General features: G+C 71.8%; 21 protein-coding genes. 8 read left to right on the plus strand and 13 right to left on the minus strand.

What is annotated here, in order from left to right; genetic code table 11:
- Positions 1 to 469: 469 nt before the first annotated feature.
- On the minus strand, positions 470 to 1,120 hold the full coding sequence (locus ACGFN2_RS32905; RefSeq protein ID WP_362610976.1) for a DNA-3-methyladenine glycosylase: 651 nt from the start codon (positions 1,118 to 1,120) through the stop codon (positions 470 to 472).
- Between the two features lie 169 nt (positions 1,121 to 1,289).
- On the opposite strand from ACGFN2_RS32905, the gene ACGFN2_RS32910 reads away from it, so the two are divergent.
- The 3 genes from ACGFN2_RS32910 (at position 1,290) to ACGFN2_RS32920 (ending at position 3,548) form a co-directional block, all read left to right on the plus strand.
- Complete coding sequence (locus tag ACGFN2_RS32910) at positions 1,290 to 2,072, plus strand: sporulation protein (RefSeq protein ID WP_362610975.1); 783 nt, start codon at positions 1,290 to 1,292, stop codon at positions 2,070 to 2,072.
- 42 nt (positions 2,073 to 2,114) lie between these two features.
- Positions 2,115 to 2,654: a YbhB/YbcL family Raf kinase inhibitor-like protein gene (locus tag ACGFN2_RS32915; protein ID WP_393366430.1), complete on the plus strand. Its 540-nt coding sequence runs from the start codon at positions 2,115 to 2,117 to the stop codon at positions 2,652 to 2,654.
- Between the two features lie 390 nt (positions 2,655 to 3,044).
- Entirely contained in the window at positions 3,045 to 3,548 is a 504-nt protein-coding gene (locus tag ACGFN2_RS32920) for an HNH endonuclease (protein WP_362610970.1), read from the plus strand.
- 237 nt (positions 3,549 to 3,785) lie between these two features.
- On the opposite strand, the gene ACGFN2_RS32925 is transcribed toward ACGFN2_RS32920, so the two are convergent.
- From ACGFN2_RS32925 to ACGFN2_RS32940, 4 genes are all read right to left on the minus strand, one after another.
- Positions 3,786 to 4,553 (minus strand): sulfite exporter TauE/SafE family protein, encoded by a 768-nt coding sequence (locus ACGFN2_RS32925; protein WP_393366433.1) that lies wholly within the window; start codon positions 4,551 to 4,553, stop codon positions 3,786 to 3,788.
- 83 nt (positions 4,554 to 4,636) lie between these two features.
- On the minus strand, positions 4,637 to 5,572 hold the full coding sequence (locus ACGFN2_RS32930) for an SPFH domain-containing protein (RefSeq protein ID WP_085927205.1): 936 nt from the start codon (positions 5,570 to 5,572) through the stop codon (positions 4,637 to 4,639).
- Between the two features lie 101 nt (positions 5,573 to 5,673).
- Positions 5,674 to 6,087, minus strand: coding sequence for an NfeD family protein (locus ACGFN2_RS32935; RefSeq protein WP_362610981.1), 414 nt, complete (start codon positions 6,085 to 6,087; stop codon positions 5,674 to 5,676).
- Positions 6,088 to 6,206: 119 nt separating this feature from the next.
- Positions 6,207 to 7,019, minus strand: a complete 813-nt coding sequence (locus ACGFN2_RS32940; RefSeq protein ID WP_159490236.1) for an ABC transporter ATP-binding protein — start codon at positions 7,017 to 7,019, stop codon at positions 6,207 to 6,209.
- A 90-nt stretch (positions 7,020 to 7,109) separates the two neighbouring features.
- On the opposite strand from ACGFN2_RS32940, the gene ACGFN2_RS32945 reads away from it, so the two are divergent.
- Positions 7,110 to 7,925, plus strand: a complete 816-nt coding sequence (locus tag ACGFN2_RS32945; protein ID WP_362610966.1) for a hypothetical protein — start codon at positions 7,110 to 7,112, stop codon at positions 7,923 to 7,925.
- A 251-nt stretch (positions 7,926 to 8,176) separates the two neighbouring features.
- On the opposite strand, the gene ACGFN2_RS32950 is transcribed toward ACGFN2_RS32945, so the two are convergent.
- The 3 genes from ACGFN2_RS32950 to ACGFN2_RS32960 all read right to left on the minus strand — a co-directional run bounded on the left by ACGFN2_RS32950 (position 8,177) and on the right by ACGFN2_RS32960 (position 10,539).
- Complete coding sequence (locus ACGFN2_RS32950) at positions 8,177 to 8,419, minus strand: chaplin (RefSeq protein WP_362610963.1); 243 nt, start codon at positions 8,417 to 8,419, stop codon at positions 8,177 to 8,179.
- A gap of 247 nt (positions 8,420 to 8,666) precedes the next feature.
- Positions 8,667 to 9,389, minus strand: a complete 723-nt coding sequence (locus ACGFN2_RS32955; protein WP_362610961.1) for a response regulator transcription factor — start codon at positions 9,387 to 9,389, stop codon at positions 8,667 to 8,669.
- Positions 9,382 to 10,539 (minus strand): GAF domain-containing sensor histidine kinase, encoded by a 1,158-nt coding sequence (locus tag ACGFN2_RS32960; protein ID WP_393366437.1) that lies wholly within the window; start codon positions 10,537 to 10,539, stop codon positions 9,382 to 9,384. Before ACGFN2_RS32960 ends, ACGFN2_RS32955 begins: the two co-directional genes overlap by 8 nt.
- Positions 10,540 to 10,725: 186 nt before the next feature.
- Here ACGFN2_RS32960 and ACGFN2_RS32965 point away from each other — a divergent pair, with 186 nt between their 5' ends.
- The 3 genes from ACGFN2_RS32965 (at position 10,726) to ACGFN2_RS32975 (ending at position 13,982) form a co-directional block, all read left to right on the plus strand.
- Positions 10,726 to 11,601, plus strand: coding sequence for an SDR family NAD(P)-dependent oxidoreductase (locus ACGFN2_RS32965; RefSeq protein ID WP_393366439.1), 876 nt, complete (start codon positions 10,726 to 10,728; stop codon positions 11,599 to 11,601).
- Positions 11,598 to 12,743: an S-adenosylmethionine:tRNA ribosyltransferase-isomerase gene (locus tag ACGFN2_RS32970; protein ID WP_393366441.1), complete on the plus strand. Its 1,146-nt coding sequence runs from the start codon at positions 11,598 to 11,600 to the stop codon at positions 12,741 to 12,743. Before ACGFN2_RS32965 ends, ACGFN2_RS32970 begins: the two co-directional genes overlap by 4 nt.
- Before the next feature lie 480 nt (positions 12,744 to 13,223).
- Positions 13,224 to 13,982 (plus strand): transglycosylase SLT domain-containing protein, encoded by a 759-nt coding sequence (locus ACGFN2_RS32975; RefSeq protein WP_362610951.1) that lies wholly within the window; start codon positions 13,224 to 13,226, stop codon positions 13,980 to 13,982.
- Positions 13,983 to 14,078: 96 nt separating this feature from the next.
- Here ACGFN2_RS32975 and ACGFN2_RS32980 read toward each other — a convergent pair whose 3' ends face one another.
- Positions 14,079 to 16,664 (minus strand): FHA domain-containing protein, encoded by a 2,586-nt coding sequence (locus tag ACGFN2_RS32980; RefSeq protein ID WP_362610949.1) that lies wholly within the window; start codon positions 16,662 to 16,664, stop codon positions 14,079 to 14,081.
- A gap of 546 nt (positions 16,665 to 17,210) precedes the next feature.
- Here ACGFN2_RS32980 and serB point away from each other — a divergent pair.
- Positions 17,211 to 18,455, plus strand: a complete 1,245-nt coding sequence (gene serB / locus ACGFN2_RS32985) for a phosphoserine phosphatase SerB (protein WP_393366444.1) — start codon at positions 17,211 to 17,213, stop codon at positions 18,453 to 18,455.
- 158 nt (positions 18,456 to 18,613) lie between these two features.
- Here the strand turns inward: serB and ACGFN2_RS32990 are convergent, their stop codons facing one another.
- The 4 genes from ACGFN2_RS32990 to ACGFN2_RS33005 all read right to left on the minus strand — a co-directional run bounded on the left by ACGFN2_RS32990 (position 18,614) and on the right by ACGFN2_RS33005 (position 21,080).
- Positions 18,614 to 19,132, minus strand: a complete 519-nt coding sequence (locus ACGFN2_RS32990; protein ID WP_362610943.1) for a histidine phosphatase family protein — start codon at positions 19,130 to 19,132, stop codon at positions 18,614 to 18,616.
- Positions 19,133 to 19,216: 84 nt separating this feature from the next.
- A complete protein-coding gene (locus tag ACGFN2_RS32995; protein ID WP_362610940.1) occupies positions 19,217 to 19,429 on the minus strand; it encodes a hypothetical protein in 213 nt (70 codons plus the stop codon).
- Positions 19,430 to 19,624: 195 nt separating this feature from the next.
- Entirely contained in the window at positions 19,625 to 19,741 is a 117-nt protein-coding gene (locus tag ACGFN2_RS33000; RefSeq protein WP_362610938.1) for an SGM_5486 family transporter-associated protein, read from the minus strand.
- A gap of 16 nt (positions 19,742 to 19,757) precedes the next feature.
- Positions 19,758 to 21,080 (minus strand): CynX/NimT family MFS transporter, encoded by a 1,323-nt coding sequence (locus ACGFN2_RS33005; RefSeq protein ID WP_393366447.1) that lies wholly within the window; start codon positions 21,078 to 21,080, stop codon positions 19,758 to 19,760.
- Positions 21,081 to 21,103: the final 23 nt, after the last annotated feature.

The raw sequence follows: 21,103 nt of genomic DNA on the forward strand, positions 1-21,103 counted from the left end.
CACCAGGCTCTCCGGGCGCTTCCCTTCGGTCTTGCGTTTCCGACTCTATCAGATCCTTGCGGGCCTGATTTTCGCCGGTGCGTTTCCGCCTTTCGGCTTCTTCGCGGTTCCGACTCTACCAGATCCGTTTCCGTCTCTGGCCCCTGTCGGAGCGGGGCGGCCGCTTCGCTTTCGCTTTTCGGCCTTTCCGACTTTAACAGATCCGGTTTCGCTTCGATTCCGGTTCCGATTTCCGTCGGAGTTCCGCCTCGGAGCAGTTTTTTACTGCTGCCCTTTCGGCGTGGTTACTACTTTAGCGGCTTTCCCTGGCGACTCATAATCGAGTCGGCGGGGTCGAATTTCGGCAACGCGAAAGAAGACCCGTGAGGGAATCGTTGAGAGTAGTTGGTTGTGCCGCCTGGCGGTCTGCGCAGATAGCGCTGCCCGTCTCCAGCGGCTCGGGCTACGTTAGGCGGTCCGCGGGGCAGAGTCAAGGAGCGCTGGTGGTGCGTCGCCGGGGGACGTGGCGGCGGTAGGGGCTGACGGTGGGGTCGTCGGCGATCCAGTAGCGCCAGGGGTGGTCGGCGCCGTCTCCGCCGACGCCGGTGCGCGGGCCGTTGCGTACCCGCTCGGGGGGCGGCGGTTGACCGGGGAGCAGGGAGAGGGGGGCGGCGCCGCCGGTGCACAGGTCGGTGGAGTCGAGGGTGCGGTCGATGTCGAGGGCGGTGGCCAGGCGGGCCGGGCCCTTGGCCAGCTCGTTGCTGTTGCGGGCCTTGGGGCGGCGACCGGCGGCCAAGGGGATGCCGGTGAGGATCTCGCCGGCGCGCAAGAGGACACCGCTCGCCTTGTTCTCGGGGCCGCAGACCACGTTGAGGCTGAACCACATCCCGTAGATGAAGTAGACGTACGCATGGCCGGGCGGGCCGAACATGGCGGCGTTGCGCGCGGTGCGGCCGCGGTAGGCGTGGGAGCCGGGGTCGGTCTCGCCGTCGTAGGCCTCGACCTCGGTGAGCCGGAGGGTGATCGGCCCGTCGGGGGTGTTGCGGAGGAGGGTGCGGCCCAGGAGATCGGGGGCCACCTCCACGACCGGGCGGTCGAAGAAGTCGCGGGTGAGCGGCATTCGTTCCGGTACGTCGGTCATGCGGACCGAGCGTAGTGCAGCCGTTCGGGCAGGCGGCTGGCCATGGAAGCGCCGGGGTTGGGAAGGTGTGGCCGTGGAACCGGCTTGCGCGGTTTCGCGTTCGTAGGAATCAAGCCGAGATCTCGGCGCGCTACACAGAGCACAGGCATGCCGCCTGGGGAGGACGACCATGGGATTCAAGAAGCTGCTGGCGAGCCTGGGGGCCGGAGGCGCGTCGGTGGAGACGGTGCTCTTCGAGGAGAACGTCGTCCCGGGCGGGGTCGTGCAGGGCGAGGTGCGGATTCAGGGCGGGTCGGTGGCTCAGGAGATCCAGGGGCTGTCGGTCGGGCTCCAGGCGCGCGTCGAGGTCGAGAGCGGCGAGGAGGAGTACAAGCGGAACGTCGAGTTCACCAAGGTCCAGCTGGGCGGCGAGTTCACCGTGCAGGAGGGGGCGGCGCACACCGTGCCGTTCGGCCTGGAGATTCCGTGGGAGACGCCGATCACCACGTTCCTGGGGACGCATCTGCACGGGATGAGCGTCGGGGTGACGACGGAGCTGGCGATCGCCCGTGCGGTGGACTCCAGTGACCTGGACCCGGTGAACGTGCACCCGCTGCCGGCGCAGCAGGCGATCCTGGACGCGTTCGGGCGGCTCGGGTTCCGCTTCAAGGCCGCTGACCTGGAGCAGGGTCACATCCGGGGGACGCGGCAGCAGCTGCCGTTCTACCAGGAGATCGAGTTCCACGCGCCGCAGCAGTACCGCGGGCTCAACCAGGTCGAGCTGTCGTTCGTGGCGGACGACCGGGAGATGGACGTCGTCCTGGAGATGGACAAGAAGCCGGGGCTGTTCAGCGAGGGCTCGGACACCTTCCGGTCGTTCACGGTCGGTCTGAACGACTACCAGGGGACCGACTGGGCGGGATACCTCAACCAGTGGCTGGCCGAGGTCGGCGGTAAGCGGAACTGGCTCTAACCTGGCCGGACAGGTGTCAGCAAGCGACCAGGAGGTGTTGCAGTGTCCGAGCTGAAGCGGCGGCCGCTCCCGCACGATTTCCATCCGCCGGTGCCGGAGTTCACGGTGCTGAGCGAGGAGGTGGAGCCGGGCGGGACGCTGCGGCCGGAGCAGGTCTTCGCCGAGGGGAACCGTTCGCCGCAGCTGCGGTGGGAGGGCGCGCCGGCGGGGACGAAGAGCTACGCCGTCACCTGCTACGACCCGGATGCCCCGACGGGCAGCGGATTCTGGCACTGGACGCTGTTCGACATCCCGGCGTCGGTGACGGAGCTGCCGACCGGTGCCGGGTCCGGGGAGATGAAGGGGCTGCCCGAGGGCGCCGTGCATGTCCGTAACGACTACGGGACGCGGGACTTCGGGGGCGCGGCGCCGCCGCCCGGGGACGGTCCGCACCGCTATGTGTTCACGGTGTACGCGGTGGACCAGGAGAAGCTCGGTCCGGACGCCGACGCCTCGCCGGCGGTGGTGGGCTTCAATCTGCGGTTCCACGCCCTCGGGCGGGCGCAGCTGATCGCCGAGTACGAGATTCCCGCGGCGGGCTGAGCGCCGTAATTCCGTTGCGCCCCGGCGCTCCCCCACGCACAGTGGTGTCCGTGCCGCCGCCCTTCATCAGGGCGTCGGGCAGCTGGTACCGCAGTGGCGGGAGTGTCGGGGCGCAGGTGTGTCGTCCGTTGCTCGCCGGAGCCCGCGTTCGAGCGGGTGTCCTCGCCGGCCGCCGTTCGCTCCGGGTCTCGTGTGTATCACGGGGGCGAGACCCGGAGCGCACGCATGTCCGCGCCGTGTGAGCCGCTGCCCGAGCACCTCTTCTTCATCCGCCGATCGTCCTCCATTTCCCTTGTGGCGTGCGGAAATTGCGTTGTTCGGGGAATACCTGCCGCTGCACAGTGGAGCAGCTTCGCCGCGGGGGCGGAGCGGGTCCGGGAGGTGGGCGGGATGCGCGAGACGCTGGTGCTCAATGCGAGCTTCGAGCCGTTGTCGACGGTGTCGCTGCGGCGGGCCGTGGTGCTGGTGATGCAGGACAAGGCCGTCGTCGAACACGCTCACCCGGGGCTGCGCATCCGTGCCGCTTCGGTGGAGCTGCCGGTGCCGCAGGTGATCAGACTGAGCAGATATGTCCGGGTGCCGTTCCGACAACGGGCGCCGTGGTCGCGGCGGGGGGTGCTGGTGCGTGACCAGCACCGCTGCGCGTACTGCGGGCGGCGGGCGACGACCGTGGACCATGTCGTGCCGCGGTCGCACGGCGGTGGGGACACCTGGCTGAACACCGTCGCCTCGTGTGCGGAGGACAACCACCGCAAGGCGGACCGTACGCCCGAGCAGGCGGGGATGGCGCTGCTGCGGCGGCCGTTCGAGCCGACGCCGGCGGACGCGCTGCTGTCGACGCTGGGGGTGTCGGTGCGGGACGCCCTGCCGGAGTGGCTGGCGGTGCCGGCGTAGCGCCCACGCTCCGAGGGCCTGTCGTCAAACTCCCGCCTGCCCCGCGGCGCTCCCCCAGCTACCGCTGGGAGGTGCCCCCAGGCACGCACGCTCGCCGCGTTGTCGGGTTCGCCCCGATACACCCAGTATCGGGGCGACCCTCCGCCTTGCGATCGCACGCACCAGACACCGCGGGGCCGCCCTTCGGGCCAACGACGGGAGTTTGACGACAGGCCCTCGGCCGTCGTCCGGCTCCCGCTATTTCAGGAGGAGTTGGACGATGGCCAGCAGGCCGACGAGGACGATGACGCCGCGCAGCGCGGTGGGCGGCAGCCGTCGGCCGACCTTCGCGCCGAGCTGGCCGCCGAGGGTGGAGCCGAGGGCGATCAGGGCGACGGCGGTCCAGTCGAAGTCGGCGACGAAGAGGAAGAAGACCGCGGCCACGCCGTTGACGACGGCCGCGAGGACGTTCTTGAGGGCGTTGATCCGCTGCAGGTCCTCGTGGAGCAGCACGCCCATCAGGGAGACGTAGATGACGCCCTGCGCGGCGCCGAAGTAGCCGCCGTAGACGCTGGCCAGCATCAGGCCGAGGAGCAGGGCGGGGCCGCCGTCGGAGTGGGCGGTGGTGCCGTTGCGCGCGCGCCGGGCGCGGACCCTCGCGGCGAGCCTGGGCTGTGCGACGACGAGGACGAGCGCGACGGCGATCAGCACCGGGACGATGGTGTCGAAGGCCTTGGAGGGCAGTGCCAGCAGCAGGATCGCGCCGCCGAGGCCGCCGATCAGCGCGAAGGCGGAGAAGCGCAGAATCCGGCGGCGCTGGCCGGCGAGTTCGCGGCGGTAGCCGATGGCGCCGCTGATCGAACCGGGCACCAGGCCAAGGGTGTTGGACACGTTGGCGGTGACCGGTGGCAGGCCGAAGGCGAGCAGCACCGGGAAGGTGATCAGGGTGCCGGAACCGACGACGGTGTTGATCGTGCCGGCACCGATTCCGGCGGCGAGGACGGCGACTGCTTCCCCGATGGACACGTCCTTCTCCTCACATGGTCAGGGTCGCCTCCCCGCCATGAAGGTCGGGGGGCCACCGCTGATCATGCACGAGGGCGGACGGGTCAGTCGATGGGCGGCGCTTCGCGGTTCGGCGAGCTGGGCTTGGGGATGGAGCCGCCGCCCGCGGGGTTGAAGTTGCCGATGGCGCCGCCGAGGCCCTTGAGGGCGTCGCCGATCTCGCTCGGCACGATCCAGAGCTTGTTGGCGTCGCCTTCGGCGATCTTCGGGAGCATCTGGAGGTACTGGTAGGAGAGCAGCTTCTGGTCCGGGTCTCCGGCGTGGATGGACTCGAAGACCACCCGGATCGCCTGGGCCTCGCCCTCGGCGCGCAGGGCCGCGGCCTTGGCCTCACCCTCGGCGCGCAGGATCGAGGACTGCTTCTCACCCTCGGCGGTGAGGATCTGGGACTGCCGGACACCTTCGGCCTGGAGGATGGCGGCGCGCTTGTCGCGGTCGGCGCGCATCTGCTTCTCCATCGAGTCCTGGATGGAGGTCGGCGGCTCGATGGCCTTCAGCTCGACGCGGTTGACGCGGATGCCCCACTTGCCGGTGGCCTCGTCGAGGACGCCGCGCAGTGCCGCGTTGATCTCCTCGCGGGAGGTCAGGGTGCGTTCGAGGTCCATGCCGCCGATGATGTTCCGCAGCGTGGTGACGGTGAGCTGCTCGATGGCCTGGATGTAGCTGGCGACCTCGTAGGTCGCGGCGCGCGCGTCGGTCACCTGGTAGTAGATGACGGTGTCGATGTTCACGACCAGGTTGTCCTGGGTGATCACCGGCTGCGGCGGGAACGGCACGACCTGCTCGCGGAGGTCGATGCGGTTGCGGATGGAGTCGATGAACGGGACGACGATGTTCAGGCCGGCGTTGAGGGTGCGGGTGTAGCGCCCGAAGCGTTCCACGATGGCGGCGCTGGCCTGTGGGATGACCTGGATCGTTTTGATGAGTGCGATGAACACGAGCACCACCAGGATGATCAGGACGATGATGATCGGTTCCACAGCGGCTCCCGTGCCCTTCGTTGCTGGTCCGTGCCGGCCGGCGACCGGCTTGCCGTTGATCAGTCTTTCAGAGTCGTGGCTCGTCGCGCAGCGTGTTCGGGTCAGATCACGAGAGCGGTGGCGCCTTCGATCTCGACGACGTCGACCTGCTGGCCGGGTTCATAGACCTGGTTGCCGTCGAGGGCGCGGGCGGACCAGACCTCTCCGGCGAGTTTGATGCGGCCGCCGCCTCCGCCGTCGACCCGTTCCAGGACCGTGGCGCTGCGGCCCTTCAGCGCGTCGACTCCGGACGCGAGATGGGGGCTCTGGCCGCGACGGCGGTTGGCGAGGGGGCGTACGACCGCGATCAGCGCGACCGATACGGCGGCGAACACGAGGAATTGCGCAACGGTGCCGCCACCGATGCCCGCAGTGACGGCAGCGGCGACGGCGCCGACCGCGAGCATCCCGAATTCGGGCATCGCGGTCACGACCAGCGGAATGCCCAGTCCTACGGCGGCGATCAGCCACCACACCCATGAATCCACGGCTTCATGGTAGATCGGTGTGGCGGCCCGGGACAGGGCGCGATCGGTCAGGGAGGGCTCGCGTGCGCGTGGCACGGCGCCCTGAGGCGTAGCCGGGTGACGGATGCTCAGGTCAGCGGGAGGCCCTGCGCGGTCCAGCGGTCGTTGCCGTTGCGCTCGACGATCAGCGGGAGGCCGAAGCAGTGCGAGAGGTTGCTGGAGGTCAGTTCGAGGTCGAGCGGGCCGGCGGCCAGCACCTTGCCCTGACGGATCATCAGGACGTGGGTGAAGCCCGGGGCGATCTCCTCGACATGGTGGGTGACCATGATCATGGAGGGGGCGTACGGGTCGCGGGCGAGGCGGCCGAGGCGGCGCACCAGGTCCTCGCGGCCGCCCAGGTCGAGGCCGGCGGCCGGCTCGTCCAGCAGGAGCAGCTCGGGGTCGGTCATCATCGCGCGGGCGATCAGGGTGCGCTTGCGCTCGCCCTCGGAGAGGGTGCCGAACTTCCGGTCGAGGTAGGCGGTCATGCCGAGGCGGTCGAGGAACGCGCGGGCGCGCTGCTCGTCGACGTCGTCGTAGTTCTCCTGCCAGCTGGCCGTCATGCCGTAGGCGGCGGTGAGAACGGTCTGCAGCACGGTCTGGCTGCGCGGGAGCTTGTCGGCGAGGGCGATGCCGGCGACGCCGATGCGCGGGCGCAGGTCGAAGACGTCGACCTTGCCGAGCTGCTCGCCGAGGATCGAGGCGGAGCCGGAGCTCGGGAAGAGGTAGCTGGAGGCGAGATTGAGGAGAGTGGTCTTGCCGGCGCCGTTCGGGCCGAGGATGACCCAGCGCTCCCCCTCCTTCACCGACCAGGAGACCTGGTCCACCAGAGCCCGTCCTTCGCGGACCACGGATACGTCCACCAGCTCCAGCACATCGCTCATGAGCGCGTTGTCTCCCATTGCTTCTCGGTCGTCGCGTACACCTGTAGGCGCAGCCCCCCTGCAAACCTACGCCACTCGTTGTCGGTGCTCTTCCCTAGGCTGGGGACCATGCTCGATGAACCTCGTTCAGGACGTCTGGCGGCATGGGGAAACGCCCTATTGGCCGGACTTGTCTCACCTGATGAAGCCGCGCTCCGGATCGCGGACGACGATGCGGTGCACCGCGTGGAGGGCCTGCCCGGGGAGGCGGCGCCGGTCGGGCTGACGCTCGCGCTGGGGCGCCTGCGGGCCCTGGGGGCGGTCGGCCTGCGGGTGGCGCTGCCGGTGTCCGGCCATCCACTGGGGCTGTGCGGACCGCCGGAATTCAACGCACGGGCTTTGGAGGCCGAGGAGGCGGTGCTCGCCTCCGGGGCCGGGCTCGGGCTGGTGCCCGAGACGTACGAGGCCGGGCCGGAGGGCGGCGCCGGGCCCGATGTGCATGTGGAGGTGGTCTGGCGCTGCCTGCCGGTGCGGGAGGCGCCGCCGGCCGATGTGCCGTCGCTCGGCGAGGCCGAGCGGGAGCTGGCGGAGGCGCTCCAGGAGGCGACCGCGCTGCTCTCGCGGCTGGACGTGGCGGGCGCCGGTCCGGTGGCACAGGCGGCGCTGGCGGCGTACCGGGCGCGGGCGGAGGCCGGGCGGCAGGTGCTGGCCCCGGGCTATCCGCCCCGTGCGGTGCGGGTGCTGGAGCTGGCGCAGCGCGTCGGGGCGCTCCTCACCATCGCGCAGCAGGCCGGCGGGGACGGCCGGGAGCACGGGGCGGCGGTGAGCGCGTCGGAGATCGCGGCCCGTACCGAGGCGCTGCGGCCGGTGGAGCGGACGGCCCGGCGGGCGCAGGTGGCGGCCTACAACTCCGCGGTGGAGGAGCGGGAGCGGCACCGGGGGTGAACGGGACGGGCCCCGCCGGACCATTGTGTGGTCGACGGGGCCCTTGCCGAACGGGGACGCACCGCCCTGGGCAGGCGGAGTGGTGCGTCCCGGATCGGACAACCTCAGTGGTTCGAGCTGGTGTTGCCCCGGAGCGACGGGGCGGAGGGAGGGGACGGCCGCGCGCCCGGAGGCCGACGGGCCGGTCCGGAGCGACCCGCGCGGACCATGGCGTCGCGCGGGCCGGACGGACCCTGCGGGCAGGCCGTGGATCAGGCGTTGAGGCAGGGGGTGCCGAAGGTGGGGTTGAGCGCACCGATGACGGTGGCGGTGATGCCGCAGGCGTTCACCGGGACGTGCACCGGCACCTGGACGTTGTTGCCGGAGACGATGCCCGGGGAGTTCACCGCGGCGCCCTGCGCCTGCGGGGTGTGCGCCGAGGCGATGCCGGCGCCCGCCAGGGCGAGACCGCTCGCCGCCACGGTGACGGCCATTGCGCGCTTGATGTTCTTCACTTCTCTAGCTCCTCGTTGCCGTTGCCGTGGCCAGCCGCCACGACTGCACTGGACAACGGCCCGGCCCGGGAACGGATACGCCAAACGGGCTACGGCTACACGACAGTATGAATCTCGGATCTGAAGACGACGTTCCGGTTGCTCTCGTTGTACAAGCGCACCGCGGTTGTACAGGGGTGCCGCGGCTGTACGGGGGGGGGCGGCGCGGCTGGGGCGCCGCGGCCGGGGCGGCGCTCCCGTACGGCGGTCAGGCGCCGATGCCGTGCCGTACGGCCCAGAGGGCGGCCTGAGTGCGGTCGGCGAGGTCGAGCTTCATGAGGATGTTGGAGACATGGGTCTTGACGGTCTTCTCCGACAGCACCAGCGCGCGGGCGATCTCGCGGTTGGAGCGGCCGTCGGCGATCAGGCCGAGGACCTCGCGCTCGCGGTCCGTGAGGGAGGTGCCGCGGCCCTGGCCGCCGTTGTTCTCCTCCTGGGCGAGCAGGGCGCCGGCCACCTCCGGCTGGAGCAGGACATGGCCGGCGTGGACGGAGCGGATGGCGCCGGCCAGCGCCTCCGGGTCGATGTCCTTGTAGACGTAGCCGGCCGCGCCCGCGCGCAACGCCGGAACGACGGTGCGCTGTTCGGTGAAGCTGGTCACGATCAGCACCCGGGCGGGGTTGTCCCGCTCGCGCAGTGTGCGGAGCGCCTCGATGCCGTCCATGCCGGGCATCTTGACGTCCATCAGGACCACGTCCGGGTGCAGTTCCTCGGCGGCCGCGATGCCCTCGGTCCCGTCGGAGGCCTCGCCGACCACCTCGATGTCCTCCTGGACCTCCAGGAACGTCCGCAGGCCGCGGCGTACCACCTGGTGATCGTCGACGAGCAGGACGCGGATGACCCGGTTCCCGCCCGTCGTCCGGCGGAGCGGGCGTTGCCTGCCGCCGTCCCCGGGGACGGCCCTCGCGCTGTCCCTGTCCATGTCAGCCACCGGGCACCTCCATCTCGACAGCGGTGCCCTTGCCGGGCTCCGACTCCACGGTGAGCTTTCCGCCGACCCCGCCGGCGCGGTCGTGCATCGAGACCAGGCCGAGATGCCGGCCGGCCCGGCGGACCGCGTGGGGGTCGAAACCACAGCCGTCGTCGGCGATCCGCAGCAGCGCGCCCTGGCCGTCGCGGGACAGGGACACCTCGACGCTCTTGGCGCCGGAGTGCCGCAGGGCGTTGTGCAGCGCCTCCTGGGCGACGCGGAGGGCGGCCTCCTCCTGGGCGGCGGGCAGCGCCCGGACACCCTGGGCCGCGAAGGTGACCCGTGCGGAGTGGGCCCGGTCCAGGACCTGGACCTGGGAGCGCAGGGTGGCGACCAGGCCGTCCTCGTCCAGGGCCGCGGGCCGCAGTTCGATGACGGCGGCCCGCAGTTCGTCGGCGGCCTCCGCGGCCAGCGCGGCGACCTGGTGCAGCTCGTCCTTGGCGCGGGCCGGGTCACGGTCGACCAGGGCGGTGGCGGCCTGGGCGGTGAGGCGGAGGGAGAACAGCTTCTGGGCGACCGCGTCATGCAGTTCGTGGGCCAGCCGGGCGCGCTCCCCGGCGATGGTCAGCTCACGGCTGCGTTCGTAGAGGCGGGCGTTGGTGAGGGCGATGGCGGCGTGCTGGGCGAGTATCCCCAGCAGCCGCTCGTCCTCCTCGGTGAAGCGGCAGCCGTCCCTGCGGGAAGGAGGGGTCTTGGGGCAGCGCTTGTTGGCGAGGAAGAGGGCGCCGAGGATCTCGTCGCCGTCGGCGACCGGCAGGCCGAGGAAGTCGGACATGTCGGGGTGGGCCGCGGGCCAGCCGCCGAAGCGCGGGTCGGCGCGGACGTCGGCGAGCCGCTCGGGGGTGGCGTTGTGCAGCATCGCGGCGAGGATGCCGTGCTGGCGGGGCAGCGGGCCGATGGCCTTCCACTGCTCGGCGCTGACGCCGTCCACCACGAACTGGGCGAAGCCGCCGTGGTCGTCGGGCACGCCCAGGGCGGCGTACTCGGCGTCCAGCAGTTCGCGGGCCGAGGCCACGATCGTCTTGAGGACGTCGCGCACCTCCAGATGCCTGCTCATCGCCAGGATCGCGGTGCTCACCGCGGGGATGCCGGCTCCCGGTCCGTTGGTCATGGGCTCACCGTACCGGCGGGGCGACCAGCGCGTATCGGTCCGGCGGCGGCCGCCGTCTACGCCCCGCGGCCTAGGCCGAACGCCCTGGCCACAGCCGGTCCGGCGGCCGACGTCCGGGGGCTCGCGGCGTTCCTACGGTGAGGGCGAGGGCCGGGCTCCCGGTCCGGGGCGGAAGGGGACGCGATCATGCCGGTGGCGATCATCACTGGGGCATCGAAGGGGCTGGGCCGGGCGCTCGCCATGGCGCTGGCCGGGCGGGGCTGGGATCTGGTGGTGGACGCCAGGTCGGCGGGACCGCTGGCGGAGGCGGCGCGGGAGCTGCGGGAGGCCGGGCGCGGGGCGGCCCGGGTGGTGGCGCTGCCCGGGGACGTGACGGACGGCGGGCACCGGGCGGCGCTGGTGGCGGCGGCCGGGGAGCTGGGCGGGCTGGATCTGCTGGTGAACAACGCGAGTGCGCTGGGGTCGGAGCCGCTGGTGCGGCTGGCGGACCATCCGCTGGAGGGGCTGCGGACGGCGCTGGAGGTGAATGTGGTGGCACCCCTGGGACTCGTTCAGGAGGCTTTGCCACTTTTGCGGCAGTCCTCCTATTTGTCATCGTATGAGGAAGTCGCTTCCCGTGGGGGGAACGGTCTTTCCGGGGGCGGTGGGGAGAATGGCGAGGCATACGATTCACGCCCTTATACCGAGAATGCCCGAAATGCCGGATTGTCCGATTCGCCCCCTTATATAGGGACAGGTGGGGCGATTCTCGCCCTCAGCTCGGACGCGGCCGTGGAGGCCTATCCGACCTGGGGCGGCTACGGGGCGGCGAAGGCCGCACTGGACCAGCAGTCGGCGGTGCTCGCGGTGGAGGAACCGGGGCTGCGGGTGTGGTGGGTGGACCCGGGCGACATGCGGACCGACCTGTACGCGGCCGCCGTCCCGGACGACGACCCGTCGGGGCGTCCGCTGCCCGGGACGGTGGTACCGGCGCTGCTGCGGCTGCTGGACGGCGCCGCTCCCAGCGGGCGGTACACGGCGGCCTCCGCGGCGGAGGTACCCGGCGGGGTGAGCACCCGGTGAGCGCGGACCTGCTGGCGGTCCCGGACGAGCTGTCGGCCCGGGTCCCGGCCGAGCAGCGGGGCCCCGGCCTGGGACGGGACGCCGTACGGCTGCTGGTGAGCCGGGGCGCGGCCGAGCCCGCGCATCACGCCTTCGCGGAGCTGCCGGAGCTGCTGGCGGCCGGGGACGTCCTGGTGGTGAACACCTCACGGACGCTGCCGGCGGCGGTGGACGGCCGGATCGGGGACGGCCGGGGGCGGGGCGAGCCGGTGGTGGTGCACTTCTCGACCCGGGCGGACCGGTGGCATCCGGCGGGCCGGGAGGTGGCCGGCCGCTGGGCGGTGGAGCTGCGCAGCCCGGACGGGCACGGCAGCACCCGGCCGCGGGCGGGCGGCCCGGCGGGCACCGTGGTGCGGCTGCCCGGACGGGCACGGCTGCTCCTGGAGGCCCCGGTGGCCCCCGGGAGCGCACGACTGTGGTGGGCGCGGGTGACGGGTGCGCGGGTACCGGAGCTGATGCGGCGGTACGGGCGGCCGATCCGCTACGGCTACACGGACCGGGACCAGCCGCTGGCCGCGTATCAGACGGTGTTCGCCGGGGACGCGGCCGGCGGCGGCAGCGCGGAGATGCCGAGCGCCGCGCGGCCGTTCACCGCGGAGCTGGTGGCGCGGCTGGTGAGCAGGGGCGTGCAGTTCGCGCCGGTCTCGCTGCACACGGGGGTGGCGTCGGCGGAGGCGTTCGAGCCGCCGTATCCGGAGCGGTTCGTGGTGCCGCCGGTGACCGCGTGGCTGGTGAGCGCCGCACGGGCCCGGCGCGCGGCGGCACGGCGGCGGGCGGCGCCGGGTGCCCCGGCCGGGCGGATCGTCGCGGTGGGGACCACGGCCGTACGGGCCCTGGAGTCGGCGGCCGGGGCGGACGGGCGGGTACGGGCCGCGGCCGGCTGGACGGATCTGGTGGTGACGCCGGAGCGCGGGGTGCGGGCGGTGGACGGCCTGCTCACCGGGCTGCACGAGCCCACCGCTTCCCATCTCCTGATGCTGGAGGCGGTGGCCTCGGCGATGACGACGGGCGGGGAGGTGCTGCGGCACGCCTATGCGGCGGCGGTGGAGCAGCGCTATCTGTGGCACGAGTTCGGCGATCTGCATCTCGTGCTGCCGGACTGAGTGGCGGGGGCGGGCGCGGCGGGGGCGGGGGCGGCTTCGCCCGCGCCGCCGCCGGGGTGCGGGCGGACCGGAACCCGCCCGCGAGCGGGCGCACCGCCCGCCCCGGAATACGAAGTGTCCGATTTGACCGGAAAGCCCCTCGCGGGATTCGCAGCCGGATTCTGACGTATACAGACTGTGCGTTTGCAATTACGTCTGGCGAGACAAACCCCTTGCCACTGTGACGCCGCGCATAGGACGCAGGTCACTTACGAGCCGGGGTAGTGGAATCACAAATATGGCGTGAGCTGGGGCTCTTCTATCCGGGACGGAATATTTCCGTTTGCGGTTCCACTAACTCGGATCGTACGTCACACCTTTGCCGGGGGAATTTCCGGCCGCTAAGAATGGCTCCCGTCGCTCGGCGCCGTGGTCGGAACTCGGCGTTCGCCCCGCTCAAGGCCCGTGCGGCGTCCCCCCACCGGAAGGTCTGTCCCCGCCATGCCTAAGTACGCCATTTCTGGTCTCCACCGCCTGACCCGGACGCACAAGCTCGCCGTTGCCGGTGTCGCCGCCGCCGGTACCGCCGCGCTGGTCTTCACCGCCGTACCCGGTGCCGGCGCCGAACAGGGCACGAGCCAGGCCACCACTGCCGAGAACGTGAAGCCGGTCGCCTTCAGCGCGGTCGATTCCGCCGCCAAGACGCAGCAGGCCACGATCACCCAGCAGGCCGACAACTCCGCCGCCAAGGGCAAGGCCGAGGCCGTCGCCAAGAAGGCCGCCGCCGAGAAGGCCGCCAAGGCCAAGGCCGCCGCCGCGGCGAAGGCCAAGGCCGAGAAGGCGCGTGCGGCGAAGGCCGCCGCCAGCCGCTCCGAGGTGCGCACCGCGATACCCGCCGCCGCCCCGAAGCCGGCCGCCAAGCCCAAGGCCAAGGTCTACCCGGACAACCTGGACGGCTGGATTCGCGAGTCGCTGGACATCATGGCCAAGAAGGGCATCCCCGGTTCCTACGAGGGCATCCACCGCAACATCATGCGGGAGTCCAGCGGTAACCCGATGGCCATCAACAACTGGGACATCAACGCCATCAACGGCACCCCGTCCAAGGGCCTGCTCCAGGTGATCCAGCCGACCTTCAACACGTACCACGTCGAGGGCACCTCCTGGAACCTGTACGACCCGGTCGCCAACATCACCGCCGCCTGCAACTACGCGGCCGACCGCTACGGTTCGATGGACAACGTCAACTCGGCCTACTGAGCCGACGGTTCACGCGGTCCACGGACGCACACACCGCCGAGGGGCGGCACCCGGTTCCGGGTGCCGCCCCTCGGGCGTTGACTGCGGTGCACGGCGCTACTTGCGCATGACCTCCGGCTCGTGGCGGCGCAGCAGCCGGGCGACGGCGAAGGCGAGGCCGATGCCCAGCGCGATCAGGATGATCAGGTCCATCACGTAGACACCGGTCTGGTGCTTCCACAGCGGGTCCGGGTTGCCCGGCTCCCACGGCAGCAGCGTGTTCATGTCGGCGGTCGCGCCCATCGCGCCGATGGCCCAGCGCGACGGCATCAGCCAGGCGAACTGCGCGACACCCGGGGTGTCGAACAGCTGGAAGAGCACGCCGGTGAAGACGACCTGGACGATGGCGAACATGACCAGCAGCGGCATGGTCTTCTCGGCGGTCTTGACCAGCGAGGAGATGATCAGGCCGAACATCATCGAGGTGAAGCCGAGCGCGATGACCGCGAGCGTCATCTCGACCGCGGGGGCCTTGGCCACCACGAGGCCCTCGGCCGGCATGTTCCGGGTCGAGAAGCCGATCGCCGCGATGATCACGCCCTGGATGGCCGTGACCACCCCGAGCACGATCACCTTGGACATCAGATACGCCGACCGCGAGAGGCCGGTGGCCCGTTCGCGCTCGTAGATGACCCGCTCCTTGATCAGCTCACGGACCGAGTTGGCGGCGCCGGAGAAGCACATACCGACCGCGAGGATGAGCATGATCGTGCTCGCGTCGCGGTTGGTGCGGTGCTTGGCCGGCGGGCCGTAGCCGAGACCGAAGTCGCTGGGGATCAGCATCGAGACCACACCGAGCACCGCGGGCAGGATCAGCATCAGTCCCAGGAAGCCGCGGTCGGAGGCGAGCACCGAGACATAGCGGCGCATCAGCGTCCACAGCTGCGAGCCCCAGCTCTGGGACTTCTGTATCCGGGCCGGCGGCACCTGGACGTTGACCGACTGCGGGGCGACGGCGTCGATGTCGGCCGCGTACATCTGGTAGTGCGGGGAGCCGCGCCAGCGCCCCATCCAGTCGTAGTCGCGGTAGTTCTCGAACGCCGAGAAGACGTCCGCCCAGCTGTCGTACTGGAAGAAGTTGAGCGCTTCCGCGGGCGGGCCGAAGTAGGCCACGCCACCGCCGGGGGCCATCACCAGGAGCTTGTCGCACAGCCCGAGTTCGGCCACCGAGTGCGTGACGACGAGGACCGTACGGCCGTCGTCCGCGAGGCCGCGCAGCAGCTGCATGACATCGCGGTCCATGCCCGGGTCGAGTCCGGAGGTCGGCTCGTCCAGGAAGATCAGCGACGGCTTGGTGAGCAGCTCCAGGGCCACCGACACCCGCTTGCGCTGACCGCCGGAGAGCGAGGTGACCCGCTTGTCCTTGTGGATGTCGAGCTTGAGCTCGCGCAGCACCTCGTCGATCCGGGCCTCGCGCTCGGACTCCGCGGTGTCGCCGGGGAAGCGGAGCTTGGCGGCGTAGCGCAGCGCCTTCTGGACGGTCAGTTCCTTGTGCAGGATGTCGTCCTGCGGGACCAGGCCGATGCGCTGGCGCAGTTCGGCGAACTGCTTGTAGAGGTTCCGGTTGTCGTAGAGGACATCGCCCTGGTTGGCGGGCCGGTAGCCGGTCAGCGCCTTGAGCAGGGTGGACTTGCCGGAGCCCGACGGGCCGATGACCGCGACCAGCGACTTCTCGGGGACGCCGAAGGAGACGTCCTTGAGGATCTGCTTGCCGCCGTCGACGGTGACGGTCAGATGGCGGGCCGAGAAGGAGACCTCGCCGGTGTCGACGAACTCCTCCAGGCGGTCGCCGACCAGCCGGAAGGTGGAGTGGCCGACGCCGATGATGTCGTTCGGGCCGATCAGTGCCGTACCGGACTTGGTGACCGGCTGGCCGTTGACGTAGGTGCCGTTGTGGCTGCCGAGGTCGCGGATCTCGAAGCGGCCGTCGGGGGTGGCGCGGAACTCGGCGTGGTGGCGGGAGACCTGGAGGTCGGAGACGACCAGTTCGTTCTCCAGCGCACGGCCGATGCGCATCACCCGGCCCGTGTCGAGGCGGTGGAAGGTGGTCGGGCTGCGGTCGCCGTGGGCCGGTCCGCCGCCCGCACCCTGCGCGGGGCGCTCCTGCTGCGGACGGGCCTGCTGCGGGGGCACGGCCTGCTGCGGCTGCTGCGCCTGCTGGGGCGGGACGTACGGCTGCTGCCGGTCCTGCGGCGGCGCCTGCCAGCCCTGCTGGACCGGCGGCTGCTGGACGGGCGGCTGCTGGACCGGCGGCTGGTGCGCGGGGGGCGCCTGCCAGCCCTGCGCGGCCTGCTGCTGCGGCGCCGCCGTCGCGGGCCGCGCGCTGAAGGCGTCGGCGGCCGGTGCCGACAGCGTCACCCGGGGCCCGTCGGTGGCATTGCCCAGATGCACGGTCGAGCCCGGCCCGATCTCCATCTGGTGAATCCGCTGGCCCTGCACATAGGTGCCGTTGGTGCTGCCCTGGTCTTCGATGATCCAGCCGCGGCCGGCCCATCTCACGGTGGCGTGCCGCCAGGAGACCCTGGCGTCGTCGAGCACCATGTCGCCCTGCGGATCACGGCCCACGTTGTAGGACCGGGACGGGTCGAGCGTCCAGGTCCTTCCGTTCAATTCGAGTACGAGTTCAGGCACTCCACGCCCCATTACATAGTCCCCCGAGTGACGCCCTCTATGGGAAGTCTAGGGATGGTGAACATCGTGAGGAACTATTTCAGGCTCGGCCCACCGACCGGAAACCGGGACGGGACCGGGGTGTGCGGGGCTCGCGCGAGGCCGCCGAACTCTCCCGGAGCGCGGGAAGCACCCATGGATGGGCAGGCATCACCGGATTCCGGGTGATCCGGACGGACCGGGTGCCGCGGGTGCGGCGCGGGGCCTCCGGGTACGTCCTGCGCGTCCGCCCGGGAGGCCGCATCATGGGATGAAGCGGACGAATGCCCGCCCGAGGGTGCGGCCGTCGTGGCCGTGTCCCGCCGGTCCGCCGAACGCCGCGGCCCGGCAAGGGCGTTGGCACGCCGCGCGGACGTCCCGGCCAACGGTCCGGGGCGGGCCGGACACGACTCCATAACGATCACGGCGGCGGCCGGGGCCGGGAGCGACGGGGTGCGGGCGCGCGGCACGGGGCCGCGCCGTTCCGAACCCCGGACACCCGTACGGAGGCGTCCGCCCGGCGGTTACCGTAAGGGGACCATGAGCGCATCGCAGATCCCGCCTGCCACCGCCGTACCGGGCGATGACGTACCGACCCTGCTCGTCAAGATCTTCGGGAAGGACCGGCCCGGCATCACCGCAGGTCTCTTCGACACCCTCGCCGCCTACTCCGTCGATGTCGTGGACATCGAGCAGGTGGTGACCCGGGGACGCATCACCCTGTGCGCGCTGGTCACCGCCCCCTCCCCCAGTCAGGGCACCGGCGCCGCCGAGGGCGACCTGCGGGCCACCGTGCACAGCTGGGCCGAGTCGCTGAACCTCCAGGCGGAGATCATCTCCGGCCGGGGTGACAACCGTCCGCGCGGCACCGGACGTTCGCACGTCACCGTGCTGGGGCATCCGCTCACCGCCGAGTCGGCCGCCGCGATCGCCGCCGCCATAACGTCCACCGGTGGCAACATCGACCGGATCTTCCGGCTCGCCAAGTATCCGGTGACCGCCGTCGAGTTCGCGGTCTCCGGAGCCGAGACCGAGGCGCTGCGGACGGTGCTGGCGCCGGAGGCCGCACCGCTCGGGGTGGACATCGCCGTGGTGGCGGCCGGGCTGCAGCGCCGGGCGCAGCGGCTGGTCGTCATGGACGTCGACTCGACGCTCATCCAGGACGAGGTCATCGAGCTGTTCGCGGCGCACGCCGGCTGTGAGGCCGAGGTCGCCGAGGTCACCACCGCCGCGATGCGCGGTGAGCTGGACTTCGAGCAGTCGCTGCACGCACGGGTCGAGCTGCTCGGCGGGCTCGACGCGTCCGTGGTCGAGGCGGTGCGCAAGGAGGTGCGGCTCACCCCCGGTGCGCGCACCCTGGTACGGACGCTGAAGCGGCTGGGCTACCAAGTCGGCGTGGTCTCGGGCGGGTTCACCCAGGTCACCGATGCGCTCCAGGAGGAGCTGGGGCTGGATTTCGCCTCCGCCAACACCCTGGAGATCGTCGACGGCAAGCTCACCGGCCGGGTCACCGGCGCCATCGTGGACCGGGCCGGCAAGGCCAGGCTGCTGCGGGAGTTCGCGCAGCAGGCGGGGGTGCCGCTCGCGCAGACCGTGGCCATCGGGGACGGCGCCAACGACCTCGACATGCTGAACGCGGCCGGGCTCGGGGTCGCCTTCAACGCCAAGCCGGTGGTGCGGGAAGCGGCGCACACCGCCGTGAACGTGCCGTTCCTGGACACCGTGCTCTATCTGCTGGGCATCACCCGCGAAGAGGTCGAGGCGGCGGACACCCACGTCGGATGACCCGCCCGGTCCGGGCCGCACCGGCCCGGACGCGACCGCGGGCCGGCGCACCTGACGGGAAGCCCGTCCTGCACGGCGAGGGCCCCGGCGGAATCCTCCGCCGGGGCCCTCGCCGGTCTCCGCTGCCCGCTCGCACCGGGCGGGCGGAGGCGCCGGGATCAGTCGTGCGGTGTCCAGTACGCGACCAGGCGTCCGACGCCGTGCTCGACCGACTTCCAGGAGCCGGTGAAGGTCAGCACGGCCACCGAGGAGGTCGGGAAGCCGCTGCGGTTCATCCGCGGCAGCAGATCGCCCTCGGCGTCGCCCGAGAGCGCGTCGGCGAGGGCGTGCACCCCGGGGTTGTGGCCGACCAGCATCAGGTCGTTCACCTCGTCGGAGGTCTCGTTGAGCAGCGCGATGAGCTCGCCGAGAGAGGCTTCGTAGATCCGCTCCTCGTAGACGGTCTTGGGCCGCTGCGGGAGTTCATGAACGGCGAGCTTCCAGGTCTCGCGGGTACGCACTGACGTCGAGCACAGGGTCAGATCAGGGGTGATCCCGGCTCCGGCCAGCCAGCGGCCGGCGACCGGGGCATCCTTGCGGCCGCGGTCGGCGAGCGGACGCTCATGGTCGCTGCTGTCCGACCATTCGGCCTTGGCGTGTCGGAGGAGGACAATCCGGCGGGGTGTATCGGCGCTCATGCGTCCCAGCTTCGCACGAAAGGCGGCGCGGGGCGCGGGGTGTTGAAGCGCTCGTTCCGCCGGGTGGGACGCGGGCACGGGCGGTCACCGGACGCCGCCGAGCACCAGCCCGGCCAGGAACTCCAGCAGCGGACCCAGGCCCTGCCGGGCACTCGCGGCGCTCGCCGCGGGGGAACCGGCGACGAACGCCAGCAGGGCCGTGAAGGAGATCACCGCCAGGGCCGGCGCCCACCACGGCAGCCGCGTCCGCGGCCGGGACGTCTCGGCCGCGGGTGACCGGCGGAACACGGCTGCCATACGGATCGCCTCCCCCAAGGCGTCGACGGGCTGCGCGACCGCCGATCACGGCGCGCGCACCGCGGTCCGCGGTGCACTGACGACGTTACGGATCACCGGCGGCGGTTCCCACCCGGGAAACCACCCACTTCCCCCTGAGGTCCGCCCCCTAGGGGACGCGGGGGCTCTCCCCAGCCCGCGGGCTCCGGGGCCCCGCTAGGGCGCGATGACACTCGCGAGGATCGCGACGACGACGGTCACGCCGAGCATGGCGCCCACGACGAGGAGCAGCTTCTTCTGTCCGCCCTGCGGATTCGGTTCGAGCACTGGCATGGGCCCAGTGTCGCACTCACGCCTCGTCCTCGATCCGGCGGTCCCGGCCGGCCAGCACACCCACCGCGACCTGCGGCACCATGAGCCCGGCCATCAGGGCGATCGGGAGGCCCCAGCCGCCGCTGTGCTGGTAGAGCGTGCCGACCAGCAGCGGCCCGGGGATGGAGATCAGATAGCCGACGCTCTGGGCGAAGGCCGAGAGCTTGACGACGCCGGCGGCGCTGGTCGCGCGCATCCCGATCATCGTCAGGGCCAGCGGGAAGGCGCAATTGGAGATGCCCATCAGCAGTGCCCAGGCCCAGGCGCCGGCGGCCGGGGCCAGCCACAGTCCGGCATAGCCGGCCAGCCCGCAGAGGCCGAGCAGCGCCACGAGCGGACCCTGGTGCCGCATCCGGGTCGCGAGCCGCGGCAGGACGAAGGAGAGCGGGACACCCATCGCCATGGTGACCGCCAGCAGCACCCCCGCGGTGCCCGCCGAGACCCCGGCGTCGCGGAAGATCTGCGGCATCCAGCCCATGGTGATGTACGCGGCGGTGGCCTGCAGGCCGAAGAAGGCGGCCAGCGCCCAGGCGGTCGGGGACGCGGTGATCCGTACCGGGGTCTCCACGGGCCGGGCCGCGCCGGACGGGGCCGCGCCGGCGGCGGCCCGGCGCTGCCGGACCACCACGAGCCAGGGCAGCACCGCGACCGCGGCGAGCGCCGCCCACACCCCCAGGCCGGTGCGCCAACTGCCGCCCAGCGCCGCGGTCATGGGGACGGTGAGCGCCGCGGCGAGCGAGGTGCCCAGGGCCAGTGCCATGGAGTAGAGCCCGGTCATCGTGCCGACCCGGTGCGGGAACCAGCTCTTGATGACCACCGGCATCAGGACATTGCTGACCGCGATTCCGGCCAGGGCCAGCGCGCTGGCGGCGAGGAACCCGCCGGTGCCGCCGGCGAACGGGCGCACCGCGACGCCCACGGCGATCGCGGCCATCCCGGCGCAGACGATCACGCCGGGCCCCCGGCGCCGGGCCAGCCGGGGCGCGGCGATGCCGAAGGCGGCGAAGCACAGGGCGGGGACGGAGGTCAGCAGCCCGGCGACGGTGCCGCTCATGCCGAGACCGGTGCGGACCTCCTCCAGGAGGGCGCCGAGGCTGGTGATGGCCGGGCGGAGGTTGAGCGCGGCGAGGACGAGGCCGGCGACCAGAACCCACGGCACGCGACCGGCCGGCCCGGCCTGCGCGGGCTCCGGCTGCGCGGGCTCCGGCTGCGGGTGCTCCCGGCCGTCGGCGGGGGTGTCGGTAGTGGTCGTACGGGGCCCGGCGGCGGGGCCGAGGGTCGCGAGGTCGTCGTCTGCCATAGGCCCATCATAGAATCATGGGA

Origin of the sequence: Streptomyces sp. NPDC048612, from assembly GCF_043199295.1 — a bacterium.
Taxonomy (GTDB): Bacteria; Actinomycetota; Actinomycetes; order Streptomycetales; family Streptomycetaceae; genus Streptomyces.